The sequence below is a fragment of the Stenotrophomonas forensis genome (genome assembly GCF_028752115.1).
Lineage (GTDB): Bacteria > Pseudomonadota > Gammaproteobacteria > Xanthomonadales > Xanthomonadaceae > Stenotrophomonas > Stenotrophomonas forensis.
The window spans coordinates 837,454-854,738 of the sequence record NZ_CP082270.1 but is presented as its reverse complement, the minus strand read 5'-3'; the positions used below and the strand labels follow the sequence as shown (position 1 = coordinate 854,738).

Genomic DNA, 17,285 nt, shown 5'->3' with positions numbered 1-17,285 from the left:
TCTCCTTATGCCTTCGGACGCTTGGCGCCGTACTTGGAACGGGCCTGGCGACGCTTGGCAACGCCGGCGGCGTCGAGCGAGCCACGAACGGTGTGGTAACGCACACCCGGCAGGTCCTTGACGCGACCGCCGCGGATCAGGACCACGGAGTGCTCCTGCAGGTTGTGGCCTTCACCACCGATGTAGGAAATCACTTCTTCCTGGTTGGTCAGGCGGACCTTGGCAACCTTGCGCAGAGCCGAGTTCGGCTTCTTCGGAGTGGTGGTGTAGACACGGGTGCAGACGCCACGGCGCTGCGGGCACTTGTCGAGCGCCGGCGAGGCACTCTTGTAGGTGGTCGCTTGCCGCGGCTTGCGGACCAGCTGGTTGATCGTCGCCATCAGTAGGTTCTTCTGATTGGTGGCCGGAAAATCCGACCAGAGATGCGGAAATGTTAAAGCAGGCCGAAATTTTGGCCTGCTGAGACAGACGATTGTAGCAACCTGCCAGGAAAGCAGTCAAACGCCTCCTGTCAAGCCCGTTCCTGATCCCGGAACGTTACTGGGGGGCCTCCATGTACCCCGTTCAGGTTGACAGGGTCGACCGCGGACGATCTCCCCTGCCCTTTCCCAATCCCATCGATGGACCGATGGGGTGGTCCGGCCTTGTGGCCGGACCGGATACCTCATTCTTCGCCCGATGCCTGTTCAGCTTCGGCTTCAACCACCGGCGCCTCGACCGCGGCCGGGGTACCGGCCAGGGTCTGCATTTCCGACTCGGTGAGACCGGAAGCGCCGCGGCGGCGGTTGCTGTGGTACGCCAGGCCGGTACCGGCCGGAATCAGGCGACCGACGATGACGTTTTCCTTCAGGCCACGCAGGTTGTCCGAGGTACCGCGGACGGCCGCTTCGGTCAGCACGCGGGTGGTTTCCTGGAACGACGCGGCCGAGATGAACGACTCGGTCGCCAGCGATGCCTTGGTGATACCCAGCAGGACCGGATCGAAGTGCGCCGGCAGCTCGTTGCGGGTCGACAGGCGCGCATTCTCCTCGATAACGCGCTGGCGCTCCACCTGCTCGCCGTTCAGGAACTTGCTGCTGCCCTGGTCGGTGATCTCGACCTTGCGCAGCATCTGGCGGGTGATCACCTCGATGTGCTTGTCGTTGATCTTCACGCCCTGCAGGCGGTACACGTCCTGGATTTCCTTCACCAGGTAGGCCGCCAGCGGTTCGACACCCAGCAGACGCAGGATGTCCTGCGGGCTCGGCTCGCCGTCCACGATGGTTTCACCCTTGGTGACATGCTCGCCTTCGAACACGATGACCTGGCGGTACTTCGGGATCAGCTCTTCGTGCTCCGAACCATCGGTGTCCTTGATGATCAGGCGCTGCTTGCCCTTGGTGTCCTTGCCGAAGCTGATGATGCCCGAACGCTCGGCCAGCACCGCCGGATCCTTCGGCTTGCGCGCTTCGAACAGGTCGGCCACGCGCGGCAGACCACCGGTGATGTCGCGGGTCTTCGACGCTTCCTGCGGGATCTTGGCGACGACGTCGCCCACGCCCACCGGGGCGCCATCCTGCAGGTTGACGATCGAACGCGGCGGCAGCAGGTACTGCGCCGGCAGGTCGGTGCCCGGGATCGACAGGTCGTTGCCCTTGGCGTCGACGATGCGCACGATCGGGCGCAGGTCCTTGGCCTGGGTACCACGACGCTTCGGATCGGTGATTTCGCGCGAAGCGAGGCCGGTCAGCTCGTCGGTCTTCTCGATGACGGTGATGCCGTCGACGAAGTCGATGAAGCGGATGAAGCCGGCCACTTCCGACACGATCGGGTGGTTATGCGGATCCCAGTTGGCCACGGTCTGGCCAGCCTTGATCGCATCACCGTCCTTGGACGTGATGGTCGCACCGTACGGCAGCTTGTAGCGCTCACGCTCACGGCCGTGGGCATCGAGCACCGAGATTTCACCCGAGCGCGACACCGCCACCAGCGAGCCGTTGGCGTGCTCGACCGACTTGAGGTTGCTGAACTTGACCGAGCCGGTGGTCTTGACGGTGATGTTGTCGACCGCAGCAGCTCGCGACGCCGCACCACCGATGTGGAACGTACGCATGGTCAGCTGGGTACCCGGCTCACCGATCGACTGCGCGGCGATGACGCCGACCGCTTCACCGATGTTGACCAGGTGGCCGCGGGCCAGATCGCGGCCGTAGCAGCGACCGCAGACACCGAAGGCCGATTCGCACGAGATCGTCGAACGCACCTTGATGCTCTGCACGCCGGCGTCTTCCAGCTTGGCGACCCAGGCTTCGTCCAGCAGGGTGTTGCGGGTGACGATCGGATCTTCGTCGTTGCCCGGCAGGAACACGTCCTCGGCCACCACGCGACCCAGCACGCGATCCTTCAGCGGCTCGACCACGTCGCCGCCTTCCACGATCGGGGTCATGATCAGGCCTTCGGTGGTACCGCAATCCACCTCGGTGATCACCACGTCCTGCGCGACGTCGACCAGACGACGGGTCAGGTAACCCGAGTTCGCGGTCTTCAGCGCGGTATCGGCCAGACCCTTACGGGCACCGTGGGTGGAGTTGAAGTACTCCTGCACGTTCAGGCCTTCGCGGAAGTTCGCCTTGATGGGCGTCTCGATGATCGAGCCGTCCGGGCGGGCCATCAGGCCACGCATGCCGGCCAGCTGACGGATCTGCGCCTGCGAACCACGCGCACCGGAGTCGGCCATGATGTACAGCGAGTTCATCGACTTCTGGTCGATGGTCTCGCCCTTGGCATTGACCACCTTCTCGGTACCGATGGTGTCCATCATCGCCTTGGCGATGCGCTCGTTGGTGCGCGACCAGATGTCGACCACCTTGTTGTAGCGCTCGCCGGCGGTGACCAGGCCCGACTGGTACTGCTCCTGGATTTCCAGCACTTCGGCTTCGGCCTCGGTGAGGATGCCCTTCTTCTCGTCCGGGATCAGCATGTCGTCGATGCCGATCGACACGCCGGCGCGGGTCGCGTAGGCGAAGCCGGTGTACATCAGCTTGTCGGCGAACACGACCGTGTCCTTCAGACCCAGCTGGCGGTAGCTGGAGTTGATCAGGCGGCTGATGTTCTTCTTGGTCAGCTCGGTGTTGGCCAGCGCGAACGGCAGGCCTTCCGGCAGGATTTCAGCCAGCAGGGCGCGACCGATCGTGGTGTCCACGATCGAGGTCTTGTTCTGCTTCACGCCGTCTTCGTCGGTCACCACCTCGGTGATGCGGACCTTGACGCGCGCGTGCAGTTCCACCACGCGGTTGTCGTAGGCACGCTTGACTTCGGCGATGTTGGCGAAGGCCATGCCCTCGCCCTTCTTGTTTTCCAGCGAGCGGGTCATGTAGTACAGACCCAGCACGACGTCCTGCGACGGCACGATGATCGGCTCGCCGTTGGCCGGCGACAGGATGTTGTTGGTCGACATCATCAGCGCACGCGCTTCCAGCTGGGCTTCCAGCGAGAGCGGCACGTGGACGGCCATCTGGTCACCGTCGAAGTCGGCGTTGAACGCGGTGCAGACCAGCGGGTGCAGCTGGATGGCCTTGCCTTCGATCAGCACCGGCTCGAACGCCTGGATGCCAAGGCGGTGCAGGGTCGGCGCACGGTTCAGCATCACCGGATGCTCGCGGATGACCTCTTCCAGGATGTCCCAGACTTCGGCTTCTTCGCGCTCGACCAGCTTCTTGGCGGCCTTGATGGTGGTGGCCAGGCCACGACGCTGCAGCTTGGCGAACACGAACGGCTTGAACAGCTCCAGCGCCATCTTCTTCGGCAGGCCGCACTGGTGCAGGCGCAGGTACGGACCGACCACGATGACCGAACGGCCCGAGTAGTCGACGCGCTTGCCGAGCAGGTTCTGGCGGAAGCGGCCCTGCTTGCCCTTGATCATGTCGGCCAGCGACTTCAGCGGGCGCTTGTTGGTGCCGGTGATGGCACGGCCGCGACGGCCGTTGTCCAGCAGCGCATCGACCGATTCCTGCAGCATGCGCTTTTCATTGCGCACGATGATGTCCGGCGCGCTCAGTTCGAGCAGGCGGCGCAGGCGGTTGTTACGGTTGATGACGCGGCGGTACAGGTCGTTCAGGTCGGAGGTCGCGAAGCGGCCGCCGTCCAGCGGAACCAGCGGACGCAGGTCCGGCGGCAGCACCGGCAGCACGGTCATGACCATCCATTCCGGACGGTTGCCCGATTCCAGGAAGGCTTCGATCAGCTTGATGCGCTTGGTCAGTCGCTTGAGCTTGGTTTCCGAACCGGTGGCGGCGATTTCTTCGCGCAGGCGGGTCATTTCCGACTGCAGGTCGATCGTGCGCAGCAGTTCGTACACGGCCTCGGCGCCCATCGCGGCGTCGAAGTCGTCACCGTGCTCCTGGCGGGCCTGCAGGTACTGCTCTTCGGTCAGCAGCTGGCGGCGCTCCAGGGCGGTCAGGCCCGGCTCGGTCACCACGTACGCTTCGAAGTACAGCACGCGCTCGATGTCGCGCAGGGTCATGTCCAGCATCAGGCCGATGCGCGACGGCAGCGACTTCAGGAACCAGATGTGCGCGACCGGCGAGGCCAGGTCGATGTGGCCCATGCGCTCGCGGCGCACCTTGGCCAGGGTCACTTCGGTGCCGCACTTCTCGCAGACCACGCCGCGGTGCTTCATGCGCTTGTACTTGCCGCACAGGCACTCGTAGTCCTTCACCGGGCCGAAGATGGCGGCGCAGAACAGGCCGTCACGTTCCGGCTTGAAGGTACGGTAGTTGATGGTTTCCGGCTTCTTCACTTCGCCGAAGGACCACGAACGGATCAGGTCCGGCGAGGCCAGCGCGATCTTGATCGCGTCGAAGTCCAGCGTCTGGCGCTGCTGGTTGAAGAGGTTGAGCAGGTCTTTCATGGTGTTCTCCAGAAGGAGGAATGCTGTGTCGATGGGCTTTCAGTTGACTGCCAGCGGCGCGGCGGCTGACCGCCGCGCCGGCATGGATCAGTTGTCTTCCAGTTCCATGTTGATGGCCAGCGAGCGGATTTCCTTCACGAGCACGTTGAAGGATTCCGGCATGCCCGCGACCATCTCGTGCTCACCGTCGACGATGTTCTTGTACATCTGGTTGCGGCCCTGCACGTCATCGGACTTCACCGTCAGCATTTCCTGCAGGGTGTAGGCCGCGCCGTAGGCTTCCAGCGCCCAGACTTCCATTTCACCGAAGCGCTGGCCGCCGAACTGCGCCTTGCCGCCCAGCGGCTGCTGGGTGACGAGCGAGTACGGACCGGTCGAACGGGCGTGCATCTTGTCGTCGACCAGGTGGTTCAGCTTCAGGTAGTGCATGTAACCGACGGTGGTGTGGCGATCGAAGGCTTCACCGGTGCGGCCGTCGTACAGCTGGGTCTGGCCACTGCTCGGCAGGTCGGCCAGTTCCAGCATGCGCTTGATTTCCGCTTCGGTGGCGCCGTCGAAGACCGGGGTGGCCATCGGCACGCCGTCGGTCAGGTTGCGGGCCAGGCGCAGCAGTTCCTCGTCGCTGAACTGCGACAGGTCGACACGGTTGGCCACGTTGGTGTCGTCGTGGTTGTAGATGTCGTCCAGGAACTTGCGCAGGTCGGCAACGGCCGCCTGGGCTTCCATCATCGCCTGGATCTTGCGGCCCAGCCCCTTGGCGGCCCAGCCCAGGTGCACTTCCAGGATCTGGCCGATGTTCATACGCGACGGCACGCCCAGCGGGTTCAGCACGATGTCCACGGTTTCGCCCGAGGCCATGTACGGCATGTCCTCGACCGGCACCACGTTGGAGACCACACCCTTGTTGCCGTGGCGGCCTGCCATCTTGTCGCCCGGCTGGATGCGGCGCTTCACGGCCAGGAACACCTTGACCATCTTCAGCACGCCCGGAGCGAGGTCGTCACCGGCAGTGATCTTGCCGCGCTTGTCGGCGAAGCGACGCTCGAATTCCTTCTCGTGCGCCTGGATCTGCTTCTGCGCGCGTTCGATGGCTTCCGAGGCGTCCTCGTCCTTCATGCGCAGCGCGAACCAGTCAGCCTTCTTCAGGCCGTCCAGGAACGCGTCGCTGATGACGTCGCCCTTCTTCAGGCCAGCACCGCCGTTGACCACCTTGCCCACGATCTGCGAACGCAGACGCATGTAGATGGCGGCTTCCAGGATGCGGAACTGGTCGTCGAAGTCCTTCTTGACGCGCTTGATTTCAGACTCTTCGATCTGGCGGGCGCGCTTGTCCTTCTCGATGCCGTCGCGGGTGAAGACCTGCACGTCGATGACGGTGCCGTCCATGCCCGGCGGAACGCGCAGCGAGCTGTCCTTAACGTCCGAAGCCTTCTCGCCGAAGATCGCGCGCAGCAGCTTCTCTTCCGGGGTCAGCTGGCTTTCGCCCTTCGGGGTGACCTTGCCGACCATGATGTCGCCGGCGCGGACTTCGGCACCGATGTACACCACGCCGCTCTCGTCCAGGCGGTTCAGCGCCTGCTCGGAGACGTTCGGGATGTCGGCGGAGATTTCCTCCGGCCCCAGCTTGGTATCACGCGCAACACAGGTCAGCTCTTCGATGTGGATCGTGGTGTAGCGATCCTCTTCCACCACGCGCTCGGAGAGCAGGATGGAGTCTTCGAAGTTGTAGCCGTTCCACGGCATGAACGCGATCAGCATGTTCTGGCCCAGGGCCAGTTCGCCGATGTCGGTGGACGGACCGTCGGCCAGCACGTCGCCGCGGGCGATGACGTCGCCCACCTGGACCAGCGGACGCTGGTTGATGCAGGTGTTCTGGTTCGAACGGGTGTACTTCACCAGGTTGTAGATGTCCACGCCTGCATCGGTGGCGCCAACGATCTCTTCCTCGTTGACCTTGACCACGATGCGGGCTGCGTCGATCTGCACGATCTCGCCACCACGGCGGGCGTTCACGGTCACACCGGAGTCACGCGCCACGGCGCGCTCGATGCCGGTACCGACCAGCGGCTTCTGCGCACGCAGGGTCGGCACGGCCTGACGCTGCATGTTGGCGCCCATCAGTGCACGGTTCGCGTCATCGTGCTCCAGGAACGGAACCAGCGCGGCCGCGATCGACACGGTCTGCATCGGCGAGACGTCCATGAAGTGGACTTCCGCCGGCGGCTTCAGCAGCGATTCGCCCTGGAAGCGGCACGGAACGAACTGCTCGGTCAGCACGCTGTCGGCATTGGTCAGCGCGTTGGCCTGCGCAATGACGTACTCGTTTTCTTCGATGGCCGACAGGAACTCGACTTCGTCGTAGACCTTGCCGTCCACGACCTTGCGGTACGGGGTCTCGAGGAAACCGTACTGGTTGGTGCGGGCGTACACGGCCAGCGAGTTGATCAGGCCGATGTTCGGGCCTTCCGGCGTTTCGATGGTGCAGACGCGGCCGTAATGGGTCGGGTGCACGTCGCGCACTTCGAAGCCGGCGCGCTCACGGGTCAGGCCGCCCGGGCCCAGGGCCGAGACGCGACGCTTGTGCGTGACTTCCGACAGCGGGTTGTTCTGGTCCATGAACTGCGACAGCTGCGAGGAGCCGAAGAACTCCTTGATGGCAGCGGCGACCGGCTTGGCGTTGATCAGTTCCTGCGGGGTCAGGCCTTCGGACTCGGCCATCGACAGGCGCTCCTTGACCGCGCGCTCGACGCGGACCAGGCCCACGCGGAACACGTTCTCGGCCATTTCGCCGACCGAACGCACGCGACGGTTGCCCAGGTGGTCGATGTCATCGACCACGCCGCGACCGTTGCGGATCTCGGTCAGGACCTTGATCACGTCCAGGATGTCGGAGCTGTCGCCGTGGGCGGCGACCAGGCGCTTGGACTCTTCGTCGTTGCGCTCGCCGTAGTACTTGCGGTCGTACAGCACGGCTTCGCCGGTGGTTTCCTTGCGGCCCACGCGACGGTTGAACTTCATGCGGCCGACCGCGGACAGGTCGTAGCGCTCGAAGGTGAAGAACAGGTTGTGGAACAGGTTCTGCGCGGCATCCTTGGTCGGCGGCTCGCCCGGACGCATCATGCGGTAGATCTCGACCAGGGCTTCCAGCTGGGTCTTGGTCGGGTCGATGCGCAGGGTGTTGGACAGGTACGGGCCACGATCCAGGTCGTTCACCCACAGGGTGCCCACGGCATCGACACCGGCCTTGCGGAAGCTCTGCAGCTGCTCGTCGGTGATTTCGTCGTTGGCCTGGGCCAGCAGTTCGCCGGTCGAGGCATCGACCACGTCGTGCGACAGGATGCGGCCGACGATGTAGTCGTCCGGCACGGCCAGGGCAGCGATGCCCGAGGCTTCCAGCTGCTTGATGTGGCGCGCGGTGATGCGCTTGCCGGCTTCCACGATGACCTTGTCGCCGTCGGCGAGGTCGAAGCCCAGGGTTTCGCCACGCAGGCGCTCGGGCACCAGCTCCAGCTGGACGCCTTCATCCGGGTTGATGTGGAAGGTGTTGATCTCGAAGAACTCGGCCAGCATCTCTTCGTTGCTGTAGCCAAGCGCGCGCAGCAGGATCGACACCGGCAACTTGCGGCGGCGGTCGATACGGGTGAACAGCGCGTCCTTCGGGTCGAACTCGAAGTCCAGCCAGGAACCGCGGTAAGGAATGATGCGGGCGCTGTACAGCAGCTTGCCCGAGCTGTGGGTCTTGCCACGGTCGTGGTCGAAGAACACGCCCGGCGAGCGGTGCAGCTGCGAGACGATGACGCGCTCGGTGCCGTTGACGATGAAGGTGCCGTTCTCGGTCATCAGCGGGATTTCGCCCAGATAGACCTCCTGCTCCTTCACGTACTTGATGGCCTTGGTCGACGACTCACGGTCGTAGATCACCAGGCGCACGGTCACGCGCAGCGGGGCGCCGTAGCTCATGCCACGCTGGCGGCACTCGCGCTCGTCGAACACCGGTTCGCCCAGCTTGTAGCCGACGTATTCCAGGGCGGCATTGCCGCTGTAGCTGGCGATCGGGAAGACCGACTTCAGCGCAGCGTGCAGGCCGTGGTCCGTGCGCTTGGCCGGATCGACGTTTTCCTGCAGGAATTCACGATAGGAATCCACCTGGATGGCGAGCAGGAACGGCACTTCGAGGATCGAGCGCTGCTTGCCGAAATCCTTGCGGATACGCTTTTTTTCGGTGAACGAATAGGACGTCATGAGGTCTTCCACCTTGTTGTGCGGGCCGTGCGTCCACGACCCTGAAGGGAACTTGAAATTGTCAGTTGGAAGTCGCTGGTATTGCCGGCACCAGCACGCCTTCTCCCGCTACTTCCAACTGCCAACTCGTCTGCATCCACTCCCCTGCCGCCGCGCCGTGCGCTGGCCTGCCGGGGTCTGACCGCAGCCCGTGTTGGGCTTTTTGCCGCAGTTACAACCGGTATTGCATGAAACGACCAAAGGCCGGGGGCTTACGCCCCCAGCCTTGGCTGCATCGCCGTGAATCGATGACGATGCAAAGGAAGTGCTTACTTGACTTCGACAGTCGCGCCAGCAGCTTCCAGGTCCTTCTTCATCTTCTCGGCTTCGTCCTTCGAAGCGTTGTCCTTCAGGACGCCGCCGGCTTCGGCCAGGTCCTTCGCTTCCTTCAGGCCCAGGCCGGTGATGGCGCGGACGGCCTTGATGACTTCGACCTTCTTGTCGCCGGCCGACTTCAGGGTGACGACGAACTCGGTCTGCTCTTCAACAGCAGCGGCCGGGCCAGCGGCAGCAGCCACGGCAACCGGAGCGGCGGCGGAGACGCCGAACTTTTCTTCGATGGCCTTGACCAGCTCCATCACTTCCATCAGGGACTTCTCGGCGATGGCGTCGACGATCTGTTCGTTGGTAAGGGACATGATTAATACCTTTGGATGATTTTCTGGGTTGAGGTTCCGTCAGGAACCACGGTAAGTCGAAACTCAGGCGGTCTCGGCGGCCGGCTCGGCAGCGTCGGCGGCGACATCGCCACCACCCTGCTTCTCGCCAACGGCCTTGATGGCGCGGGCAAACATCGTGACCGGCTCGGTCAGGACGCGGGCCAGCATGGCCAGGGCCTGATCGCGGGTCGGCAGCGAGGCCAGCACGTCGACGTGGCTTGCCGGGAACACTTCGCCACCGATGGCGACGACCTTAGCCTTCAGCTTGTCGTTGCCCTTGGCGGCTTCCTTGATCAGGCGACCGGCAGCGCCGGGCTCCTCGAGCGAGAACGCGTACAGCAGCGGACCAACCATCTGGTCCTGGGCGACTGCGAACTCGGTGCCTTCAACGGCGCGCGAAGCCAGGGTGTTCTTGACAACCTTCAAGAAAACACCGGTTTCACGAGCCTGCTTGCGCATCGCGGTCATCTGGGCGACCGTGGTGCCAGCGTATTCGGCTGCGATCAAGGAGTGGGCCTTGGCGGCGACGTCTGCCAGCTCGGCGACTACTTCTTGCTTCTGGGACAGATTGAGAGCCATTGCACTCCTCCTATTGAACTCCGCTTACGGCTCCTGCCGTGTGCGGTCCTGTGCGGCATCCGTCCTGGACGCCGGGAACATCGGGATGATGTTCCGGGGGGGTGGGCCGTTCCAGACCTGGAGGCAATCAGGGAAATCCCAGACATGCGTGAACCAGAAAAACTCCAGAAGGGCACCATCTACGCAGGGTGATTCCGGGGAATCGATTAAGCGCTCATGACTGCTCCGGCGGCGACTCCTTGCCAGATCGAGCTTCCGTGCCCGTCGCCGGTATTGCCACGACCGCGCCTGCGGTCTTTGACGGCTACCGCGGGCGATGCACTGCCAGCGATGCCTTCAAATGTCACGGTCACGGCACCCTGGGCACCGTGACCGCTTCAAACAATTACTTCAGGGTCAGCGACGACTGGTCGACGGTGACGCCCGGGCCCATCGTCGAGCTGACCGAAACCTTCTGCAGGTAGGTGCCCTTCGAGGTAGCCGGCTTGGCCTTGATCAGGTCCAGCAGCAGCGCGGTCAGGTTCGACTTCAGCGCGTCTTCGGCGAAGTCGGCCTTGCCGATGGTGCAGTGGATGATGCCGGCCTTGTCGGTGCGGTAACGGACCTGACCCGACTTGGCGTTCTTCACGGCTTCACCCGGGTTCGGGGAAACGGTGCCGACCTTCGGGTTCGGCATCAGGCCGCGCGGGCCCAGCACGGTGCCCAGCTTACCGACGACGCGCATGGCGTCCGGGGTCGCGATGACGACGTCGTAGTTCAGATCGCCGGCCTGCATCTTCTCGGCCAGGTCATCCATGCCGACGGCTTCGGCGCCAGCGGCCAGGGCTTCGTCAGCCTTGGCACCGGCCGGAGCGAACACGGCGACGCGGACCGACTTGCCGGTACCGGCCGGCAGCACGGTGGAGCCACGGACCTGCTGGTCGGACTTCTTCGCATCGACGCCCAGGCGCACGGCAACGTCGATCGACTCGACGAACTTGGCCTTGGTGGCGCTCTTCAGGATGTTGATCGCGTCCTCGAAGGCGTATGCCTTGCCCGGAACGACGGCGGCCTTGATGGCCTTCTCACGCTTGGTCTGTGCCATCTTATTAACCCTCCACCACGAGGCCCATGGAACGGGCAGAGCCAGCGATGGTACGCACGGCGGCGTCCAGGTCGGCGGCAGTCAGATCCGGTTCCTTCGCCTTGGCGATCTCTTCCAGCTGCTTACGGGTGACCTTGCCGACCTTCTCGGTGTTCGGGCGCTTGGAGCCCGACGAGATGCCAGCGGCCTTCTTCAGCAGGGTGGTAGCCGGGGTGCTCTTGGTGATGAAGGTGAACGTACGGTCCGAGTAGGCCGTGATGATCACCGGAACCGGCAGACCCGGCTCGAGCTTCTGCGTGGCAGCGTTGAACGCCTTGCAGAATTCCATGATGTTCAGACCACGCTGACCCAGCGCAGGACCGACCGGCGGCGAGGGGTTGGCCTGACCGGCCTTCACCTGCAGCTTGATGTAACCGACAACTTTCTTTGCCATGTGAGTGCTCTCCGGGTGCTAGCGCCTTTCGACAACAGGCTCCCCATCGGACCGGGAATCACGCGTCCCGGCATCGCGTTTTGAAATCATGCCGAAGGCCACCTTGCGGTGGCCTCGTCCTGCTGGCTTCCCAGCGGGGAGCCGCGCACTATATCAGGTTTTTTCTTCACATGCCTGAAGCGGCACGTAAACGGAAGAAACCGGGCCAAGCCCGGTTTCCAGCTGTAGAGTCGAGCTTGCTCGACTGAACGGAAAGTCGAGCAAGCTCGACTCTACACGCCAGGTCAGACGGCCTTCTCGACCTGGCCGAACTCGAGCTCGACCGGGGTGGCACGACCGAAGATCAGCACCGAGACGCGCAGACGGCTCTTCTCGTAGTTGACCTCTTCGACGACGCCATTGAAATCGTTGAACGGGCCATCGGTAACGCGGACCATCTGGCCCGGCTCGAACAGCACCTTCGGACGCGGCTTCTCGACACCTTCCTGAACGCGATTCAGGATGGCTTCGGCCTCGGAATCGGCGATCGGCAGCGGACGATCGGCGGTACCGCCGATGAAGCCCATCACGCGCGGGGTCTCCTTGACCAGGTGCCAGCTTTCGTTGTCGATGCGCGGAATACCGGCTTCTTCGTGGGTCTCGATCTGGACCAGCACGTAACCCGGGAAGAACTTGCGCTCGGAACGGCGCTTCTGGCCAGCGCGCATCTCGACCACTTCTTCGGTCGGGACCAGGACGTCGCCGAAGCGCTCTTCCATGCCGTCACGGACGATGCGATCGCGCAGAGCCTGCGCCACCGACTTCTCGAAGCCCGAATAGGCGTGAACGACGTACCAACGCTTCATGCAATTCTCCTTAGCGGCTCAGGAACCACTGAGTCAGTTTCTGGATCAGGAAGTCGAAGCCACCCAGCAGCAGGCTGAGGATGAGCACCACGACGATCACGACCCACGTCATGCGGATGGCTTCCTGGCGCGTCGGCCAGACCACCTTGCGCAGTTCGAAGCGCGACTCGGAGAGGAATTCGCGGGTGTCGCGCCCCTTGCCGGTCAGCATGAACACGCCGATACCGCCAATCAGACCGACCACGACCGCCAACGCACGCAGCTGACCCGCCCACGCACCCAGCTGGGCGGCGCGACCGGAGTCGGCGGAGAACCAGAACCAGACGAACAGACCGGCCAGCACCAGCAGCGATGCGGCGACATACTTGACGATATCTCCACCGTGGGCGGAGTTGTCCTTGGAGTGTTCGATCTTGCTATTCATCCGGCTGTGTCTGCTTTAGCGGCCCAGGCCGCTGGATAAGGTGGGCAGATGGCACGCCAGGAGGGACTCGAACCCCCAACCTGCGGTTTTGGAGACCGCTGCTCTGCCAATTGAGCTACTGGCGTACGTTTAAAACTTGCCTTCCCTTAGACGGCGAAGGCGGACCGAGGTTCCCGGCCCGCCATTCGCGTAACCGGCGGCGCTATGCAACCACCGGTACTGCAGGCTTACTCGATGATCTTCGAGACCACGCCGGCGCCGACGGTACGACCGCCTTCGCGAATGGCGAAGCGCAGGCCTTCGTCCATTGCCACCGGGTTGATCAGGGTGACGACCATCTTGACGTTGTCACCCGGCATCACCATTTCGACGCCTTCCGGCAGTGCAGCTGCGCCGGTGATGTCGGTGGTACGGAAGTAGAACTGCGGACGGTAGCCGTTGAAGAACGGGGTGTGGCGGCCGCCTTCATCCTTCGACAGGACGTACACTTCGCCTTCGAACTTGGTGTGCGGCTTGATCGAACCCGGCTTGGCCAGGACCTGGCCACGCTCGACGTCGTCACGCTTGGTGCCGCGCAGCAGCAGGCCAGCGTTGTCGCCTGCCTGACCCTGGTCCAGCAGCTTGCGGAACATTTCAACGCCGGTCACGGTGGTCTTCTGCACCGGACGGATGCCGACGATTTCGATTTCGTCGCCAACCTTGATCACGCCGCGCTCGATACGACCGGTCACCACGGTGCCGCGGCCCGAGATCGAGAACACGTCTTCCACCGGCATCAGGAACGGCTTGTCGATTGCGCGCTCCGGCTCCGGGATCCAGCTGTCCAGGGCGTCGACCAGCTTCAGGATGGCCGGCACGCCGATGTCGCTCTGGTCGCCTTCCAGCGCCAGACGGGCCGAACCAGCGATGATCGGGGTGTCGTCGCCCGGGAAGTCGTACTTGCTCAGCAGCTCGCGCACTTCCATCTCGACCAGCTCGAGCAGCTCGGCGTCGTCAACCATGTCGGCCTTGTTCAGGAACACGACGATGTACGGCACGCCGACCTGACGCGACAGCAGGATGTGCTCGCGGGTCTGCGGCATCGGGCCGTCAGCGGCCGAGCACACCAGGATCGCGCCGTCCATCTGGGCGGCACCGGTGATCATGTTCTTGACGTAGTCAGCGTGGCCCGGGCAATCGACGTGGGCGTAGTGACGGACCGGGGATTCGTATTCGACGTGCGCGGTCGAGATCGTGATGCCACGCGCCTTTTCTTCCGGCGCGGCGTCGATCGAGGAGTAGTCCTTGAACTCGCCACCGAAGCGCTCGGCACCAATCTTGGTCAGTGCGGCGGTCAGCGTGGTCTTGCCGTGGTCGACGTGACCGATGGTGCCGACATTGACGTGCGGCTTGGTGCGCTCGAACTTACCCTTGGCCATGGCTGCTTATCTCGAATTCGTCTGAGAGGTGATGCTTAAGATGGTGCTCACGAAAGGAATCGAACCTTCGACCTCTTCCTTACCAAGGAAGTGCTCTACCGACTGAGCTACGTGAGCCGAGTTTTGCATTATGACATGAACTCGATAATATTCAAAGTTCATTCAATGGAGCGGGAGACGGGAATCGAACCCGCACCATCAGCTTGGAAGGCTGAGGTTCTACCATTGAACTACTCCCGCGCCGGGAATGTCACAACGTGAAACTGGTGGAGGGAGGTGGATTCGAACCACCGAAGGCGTAAGCCAGCAGATTTACAGTCTGCCCCCGTTGGCCGCTTGGGTATCCCTCCTTACCACCCCATTCCGTTGCCGCCGAAGCGTTGCGGTGTGTGGTGGTGAGCCGCTTATTCTGCTGATGGGATGGGGGCCTGTCAACGCTTTTTTCCATCTTTTTCACACGTTGTCGCAAACCCATTGATACGCAAGGTTATTGCCCCGGGACCGGCAGGGTCTCGCTGGCGAAAATTGCGACATGGGGTACACCATCGGCGCCGATCCAGCCCCGATACATGCCCTGGGTGTTGAACGGCGTGGCCATTTTTCCGTCTGCGGCCAGCACGATCGCACCACCGTCGCCGCCCATCTGCGGAATCGCCTCGTTGATCACGCCCTTGCCGGCCTGCTCCGGTGTCTGCCCCTGGTAGCGCATGCGTGCGCAGATCTCATGCGCGGCGGCGGTGCGGATGTAGTACTCGCCCCAGCCGGTGCCCGACACCGCGCAACGGGCATCGGCCCAGGTGCCGGCGCCGATGATCGGCGAGTCGCCCACGCGTCCGTAGCGCTTGTTGGTCATGCCGCCCGTGGAGGTGCCGGCGGCCAGGTGCCCCTGCGCGTCGAGCGCGACCGCGCCCACGGTTCCAAAGTGCTTCGCGGTCTCCAGGTCGGCATGTGCCTGGCCGCTGGCCTCTTCCTTCAACGCCCGCTGCAGCTGCTGCCAGCGCTTGTCGGTGCGGAAGTACGACGGGTCCACCAGCGGGATGCCCTGCTCGACTGCGAAGGCTTCGGCACCCTGCCCGACCATCATCACGTGCCTGGACTTCTGCATCACGGTCTGCGCCAGCTGGATCGGGTTGCGCACCCGCTGCACACCGGCCACAGCCCCTGCCGCCTGGCTTGCGCCATCCATTACCGCTGCGTCCAGCTCGTTGTGGCCGTCATGGGTGAACACCGCGCCCTTGCCGGCATTGAAGGTCGGGTCATCCTCCAGCACGGTGATCGCCGCGGTGACCGCGGCCAATGCCGGGCGTCCGGCCGCCAGCTCGGCGTGCCCCTTCAGCAGCGCGGCGCGCAGCGCTTCGCGTGCGGCCTTCTCTTCGGCCGGCGACAGATCCTTGCGCTCGACACCGGCGCCGCCATGGATGACCAGCAGCGGCGAAGTGGCCGGTGCAGCCTGGGCAAGCAGGGGCAGGGACAGCAGCGCGGACAGCGCCAAACGCAGTTTCATCGGGTACGTCTCCAGCAGGACAAAAGAAGCGATTACAGGGGTCGTGCCGGCCCGCGGCCAGCACGAGCGGAAAGGAGCATCATTGGCGCACGACGTCGATCTCTCCATCGCTGACGTCGGCCACGGCCTGGTAGTCGGCCTCGGCCTCGAAGTCATCCAGCCGCATGCGGCTGCCACTGCCGACCACCGTCACCGGCACGGCATGGAACCGCAGCGGCTCGCCTTCGACCAGGCGGTCGGCATCACGCCCGGGGCTGACCACCCACACCTTGCCCTCGCCGTCGGCGCTATAGACCTGGGCCTGGCCATCCGGCTCCACGCACAGCGCCGTGTCCTCGTCGACGCCGATACCGACGATGTCGGGGTCGCCACTGTCCTGCGCGGCACGGGCCACGAACACGATGAGGCGGCCAAGGCGATCGCGCTTGTCGAAGTGGGTGTCGGTGACCACCCGCTGCAGGTAGGGCATCTGCAGGAAGCCACTGTCCATGGTGACCGCGCTGCCCATCGGGTCGGCCAACGCACCGGCGGAGCTGATGCTGCCTCCGTCCAACGCGCCATAGGCATAGCCGCCAAGGATGGCCAGGCCTGCGCTGGTACCGGCGATCGGCTTGCCCGCGCGTACGTGGGCGTTGAGCGCGCGGTTGAGCGCGGTGCCCTTCCAGAAACGGATGTAGCGCGACTGGTCACCGCCGGCGATGAAGATGGCATCGGCCGCTGCAACCACCCGCAGCACGGCCGGATCGTCGGCGCCGCGGCGGCTGTCGAAGACCAGGGTCTGCACCGCGGTGGTACCGCCGATCTCCCGGTACAGGCGGTCCTGCAGTTCGTCGCGGCCGGAGGCACGCAGAATCAACACGCGGCCGTTGCCGGCCTGCCTGAGCCACCACTGGAATGCCTCCGGCACCCATTCGCCGCCGCCCATCAGCATCATCGCCGGCGCGCGCGGTCCGGGCCTCGGCGCCTCCAGGTCCCCCACTTCGTAGTAGGCGAAGCCGGGGCTCTGCAGATCCTGCGCCGGGGTGGCGAGCGGCCAGGCCAGAACCAGGCAGGCCAGCCAGACGAGGGGCCCTCGCAGGGCGCGGAGGAGGCGTCGCATCTTGATCTCCCTGAACAAAATCGACTTGCAAGCGTTTTCACTCTTTGCCAGATAGAAAGCCAGTAGTCAAG

General features: G+C 64.1%; 12 protein-coding genes and 4 tRNA genes. All 16 read right to left on the bottom strand.

The genetic code is table 11. From position 1 onward, the window contains the following. Window positions 1-5 precede the first annotated feature (5 nt). Complete coding sequence (rpsL, locus tag K5L94_RS03895; protein WP_004145320.1) at window positions 6-380, bottom strand: 30S ribosomal protein S12; 375 nt, start codon at window positions 378-380, stop codon at window positions 6-8. Between the two features lie 284 nt (window positions 381-664). Continuing rightward, complete coding sequence (rpoC, locus tag K5L94_RS03890) at window positions 665-4,888, bottom strand: DNA-directed RNA polymerase subunit beta' (protein ID WP_004154358.1); 4,224 nt, start codon at window positions 4,886-4,888, stop codon at window positions 665-667. 87 nt (window positions 4,889-4,975) lie between these two features. Continuing rightward, the gene (gene rpoB / locus K5L94_RS03885) at window positions 4,976-9,130 is read right to left on the bottom strand and encodes a DNA-directed RNA polymerase subunit beta (protein ID WP_004154354.1); all 4,155 of its coding nucleotides are present in this window, start codon (window positions 9,128-9,130) and stop codon (window positions 4,976-4,978) included. 308 nt (window positions 9,131-9,438) lie between these two features. Then, entirely contained in the window at window positions 9,439-9,807 is a 369-nt protein-coding gene (gene rplL, locus K5L94_RS03880) for a 50S ribosomal protein L7/L12 (RefSeq protein WP_004154353.1), read from the bottom strand. 63 nt (window positions 9,808-9,870) lie between these two features. Beyond that, entirely contained in the window at window positions 9,871-10,407 is a 537-nt protein-coding gene (rplJ, locus tag K5L94_RS03875; protein ID WP_005408203.1) for a 50S ribosomal protein L10, read from the bottom strand. A 385-nt stretch (window positions 10,408-10,792) separates the two neighbouring features. Continuing rightward, entirely contained in the window at window positions 10,793-11,491 is a 699-nt protein-coding gene (gene rplA / locus K5L94_RS03870; protein WP_004154350.1) for a 50S ribosomal protein L1, read from the bottom strand. A gap of 4 nt (window positions 11,492-11,495) precedes the next feature. Next, on the bottom strand, window positions 11,496-11,924 hold the full coding sequence (gene rplK / locus K5L94_RS03865) for a 50S ribosomal protein L11 (RefSeq protein ID WP_004145248.1): 429 nt from the start codon (window positions 11,922-11,924) through the stop codon (window positions 11,496-11,498). A gap of 284 nt (window positions 11,925-12,208) precedes the next feature. Next, on the bottom strand, window positions 12,209-12,769 hold the full coding sequence (nusG, locus tag K5L94_RS03860; RefSeq protein ID WP_004154362.1) for a transcription termination/antitermination protein NusG: 561 nt from the start codon (window positions 12,767-12,769) through the stop codon (window positions 12,209-12,211). 10 nt (window positions 12,770-12,779) lie between these two features. After that, the gene (gene secE / locus K5L94_RS03855) at window positions 12,780-13,193 is read right to left on the bottom strand and encodes a preprotein translocase subunit SecE (protein ID WP_053448881.1); all 414 of its coding nucleotides are present in this window, start codon (window positions 13,191-13,193) and stop codon (window positions 12,780-12,782) included. Between the two features lie 49 nt (window positions 13,194-13,242). After that, window positions 13,243-13,318: transfer RNA gene (locus K5L94_RS03850), tRNA-Trp, on the bottom strand. Window positions 13,319-13,420: 102 nt separating this feature from the next. Continuing rightward, window positions 13,421-14,611, bottom strand: a complete 1,191-nt coding sequence (tuf, locus tag K5L94_RS03845; protein ID WP_004154360.1) for an elongation factor Tu — start codon at window positions 14,609-14,611, stop codon at window positions 13,421-13,423. Between the two features lie 41 nt (window positions 14,612-14,652). After that, window positions 14,653-14,728: transfer RNA gene (locus K5L94_RS03840), tRNA-Thr, on the bottom strand. Window positions 14,729-14,777: 49 nt separating this feature from the next. Beyond that, window positions 14,778-14,851, bottom strand: a tRNA-Gly gene (locus K5L94_RS03835). A 24-nt stretch (window positions 14,852-14,875) separates the two neighbouring features. Continuing rightward, window positions 14,876-14,961 (bottom strand) — tRNA-Tyr (locus tag K5L94_RS03830). 137 nt (window positions 14,962-15,098) lie between these two features. Then, window positions 15,099-16,115 carry an isoaspartyl peptidase/L-asparaginase family protein gene (locus K5L94_RS03825; protein ID WP_053448880.1) on the bottom strand — a complete coding sequence of 339 codons (1,017 nt, stop codon included), beginning with the start codon at window positions 16,113-16,115 and terminating at the stop codon, window positions 15,099-15,101. A 79-nt stretch (window positions 16,116-16,194) separates the two neighbouring features. After that, window positions 16,195-17,214, bottom strand: coding sequence for a cyanophycinase (locus tag K5L94_RS03820; RefSeq protein WP_274512024.1), 1,020 nt, complete (start codon window positions 17,212-17,214; stop codon window positions 16,195-16,197). Between the last annotated feature and the right edge of the window lie 71 nt (window positions 17,215-17,285).

Coding starts and splice junctions, on each gene's coding strand:
- rplJ (WP_005408203.1), bottom strand. CDS start 10,407: ATGGCTCTCAATCTGTCCCAGAAGCAAGAAGTAGTCGCCGAGCTGGCA.
- secE (WP_053448881.1), bottom strand. CDS start 13,193: ATGAATAGCAAGATCGAACACTCCAAGGACAACTCCGCCCACGGTGGA.
- K5L94_RS03825 (WP_053448880.1), bottom strand. CDS start 16,115: ATGAAACTGCGTTTGGCGCTGTCCGCGCTGCTGTCCCTGCCCCTGCTT.
- rplK (WP_004145248.1), bottom strand. CDS start 11,924: ATGGCAAAGAAAGTTGTCGGTTACATCAAGCTGCAGGTGAAGGCCGGT.
- K5L94_RS03820 (WP_274512024.1), bottom strand. CDS start 17,214: ATGCGACGCCTCCTCCGCGCCCTGCGAGGGCCCCTCGTCTGGCTGGCC.
- rplL (WP_004154353.1), bottom strand. CDS start 9,807: ATGTCCCTTACCAACGAACAGATCGTCGACGCCATCGCCGAGAAGTCC.
- rpoC (WP_004154358.1), bottom strand. CDS start 4,888: ATGAAAGACCTGCTCAACCTCTTCAACCAGCAGCGCCAGACGCTGGAC.
- rpsL (WP_004145320.1), bottom strand. CDS start 380: ATGGCGACGATCAACCAGCTGGTCCGCAAGCCGCGGCAAGCGACCACC.
- rpoB (WP_004154354.1), bottom strand. CDS start 9,130: ATGACGTCCTATTCGTTCACCGAAAAAAAGCGTATCCGCAAGGATTTC.
- rplA (WP_004154350.1), bottom strand. CDS start 11,491: ATGGCACAGACCAAGCGTGAGAAGGCCATCAAGGCCGCCGTCGTTCCG.
- tuf (WP_004154360.1), bottom strand. CDS start 14,611: ATGGCCAAGGGTAAGTTCGAGCGCACCAAGCCGCACGTCAATGTCGGC.
- nusG (WP_004154362.1), bottom strand. CDS start 12,769: ATGAAGCGTTGGTACGTCGTTCACGCCTATTCGGGCTTCGAGAAGTCG.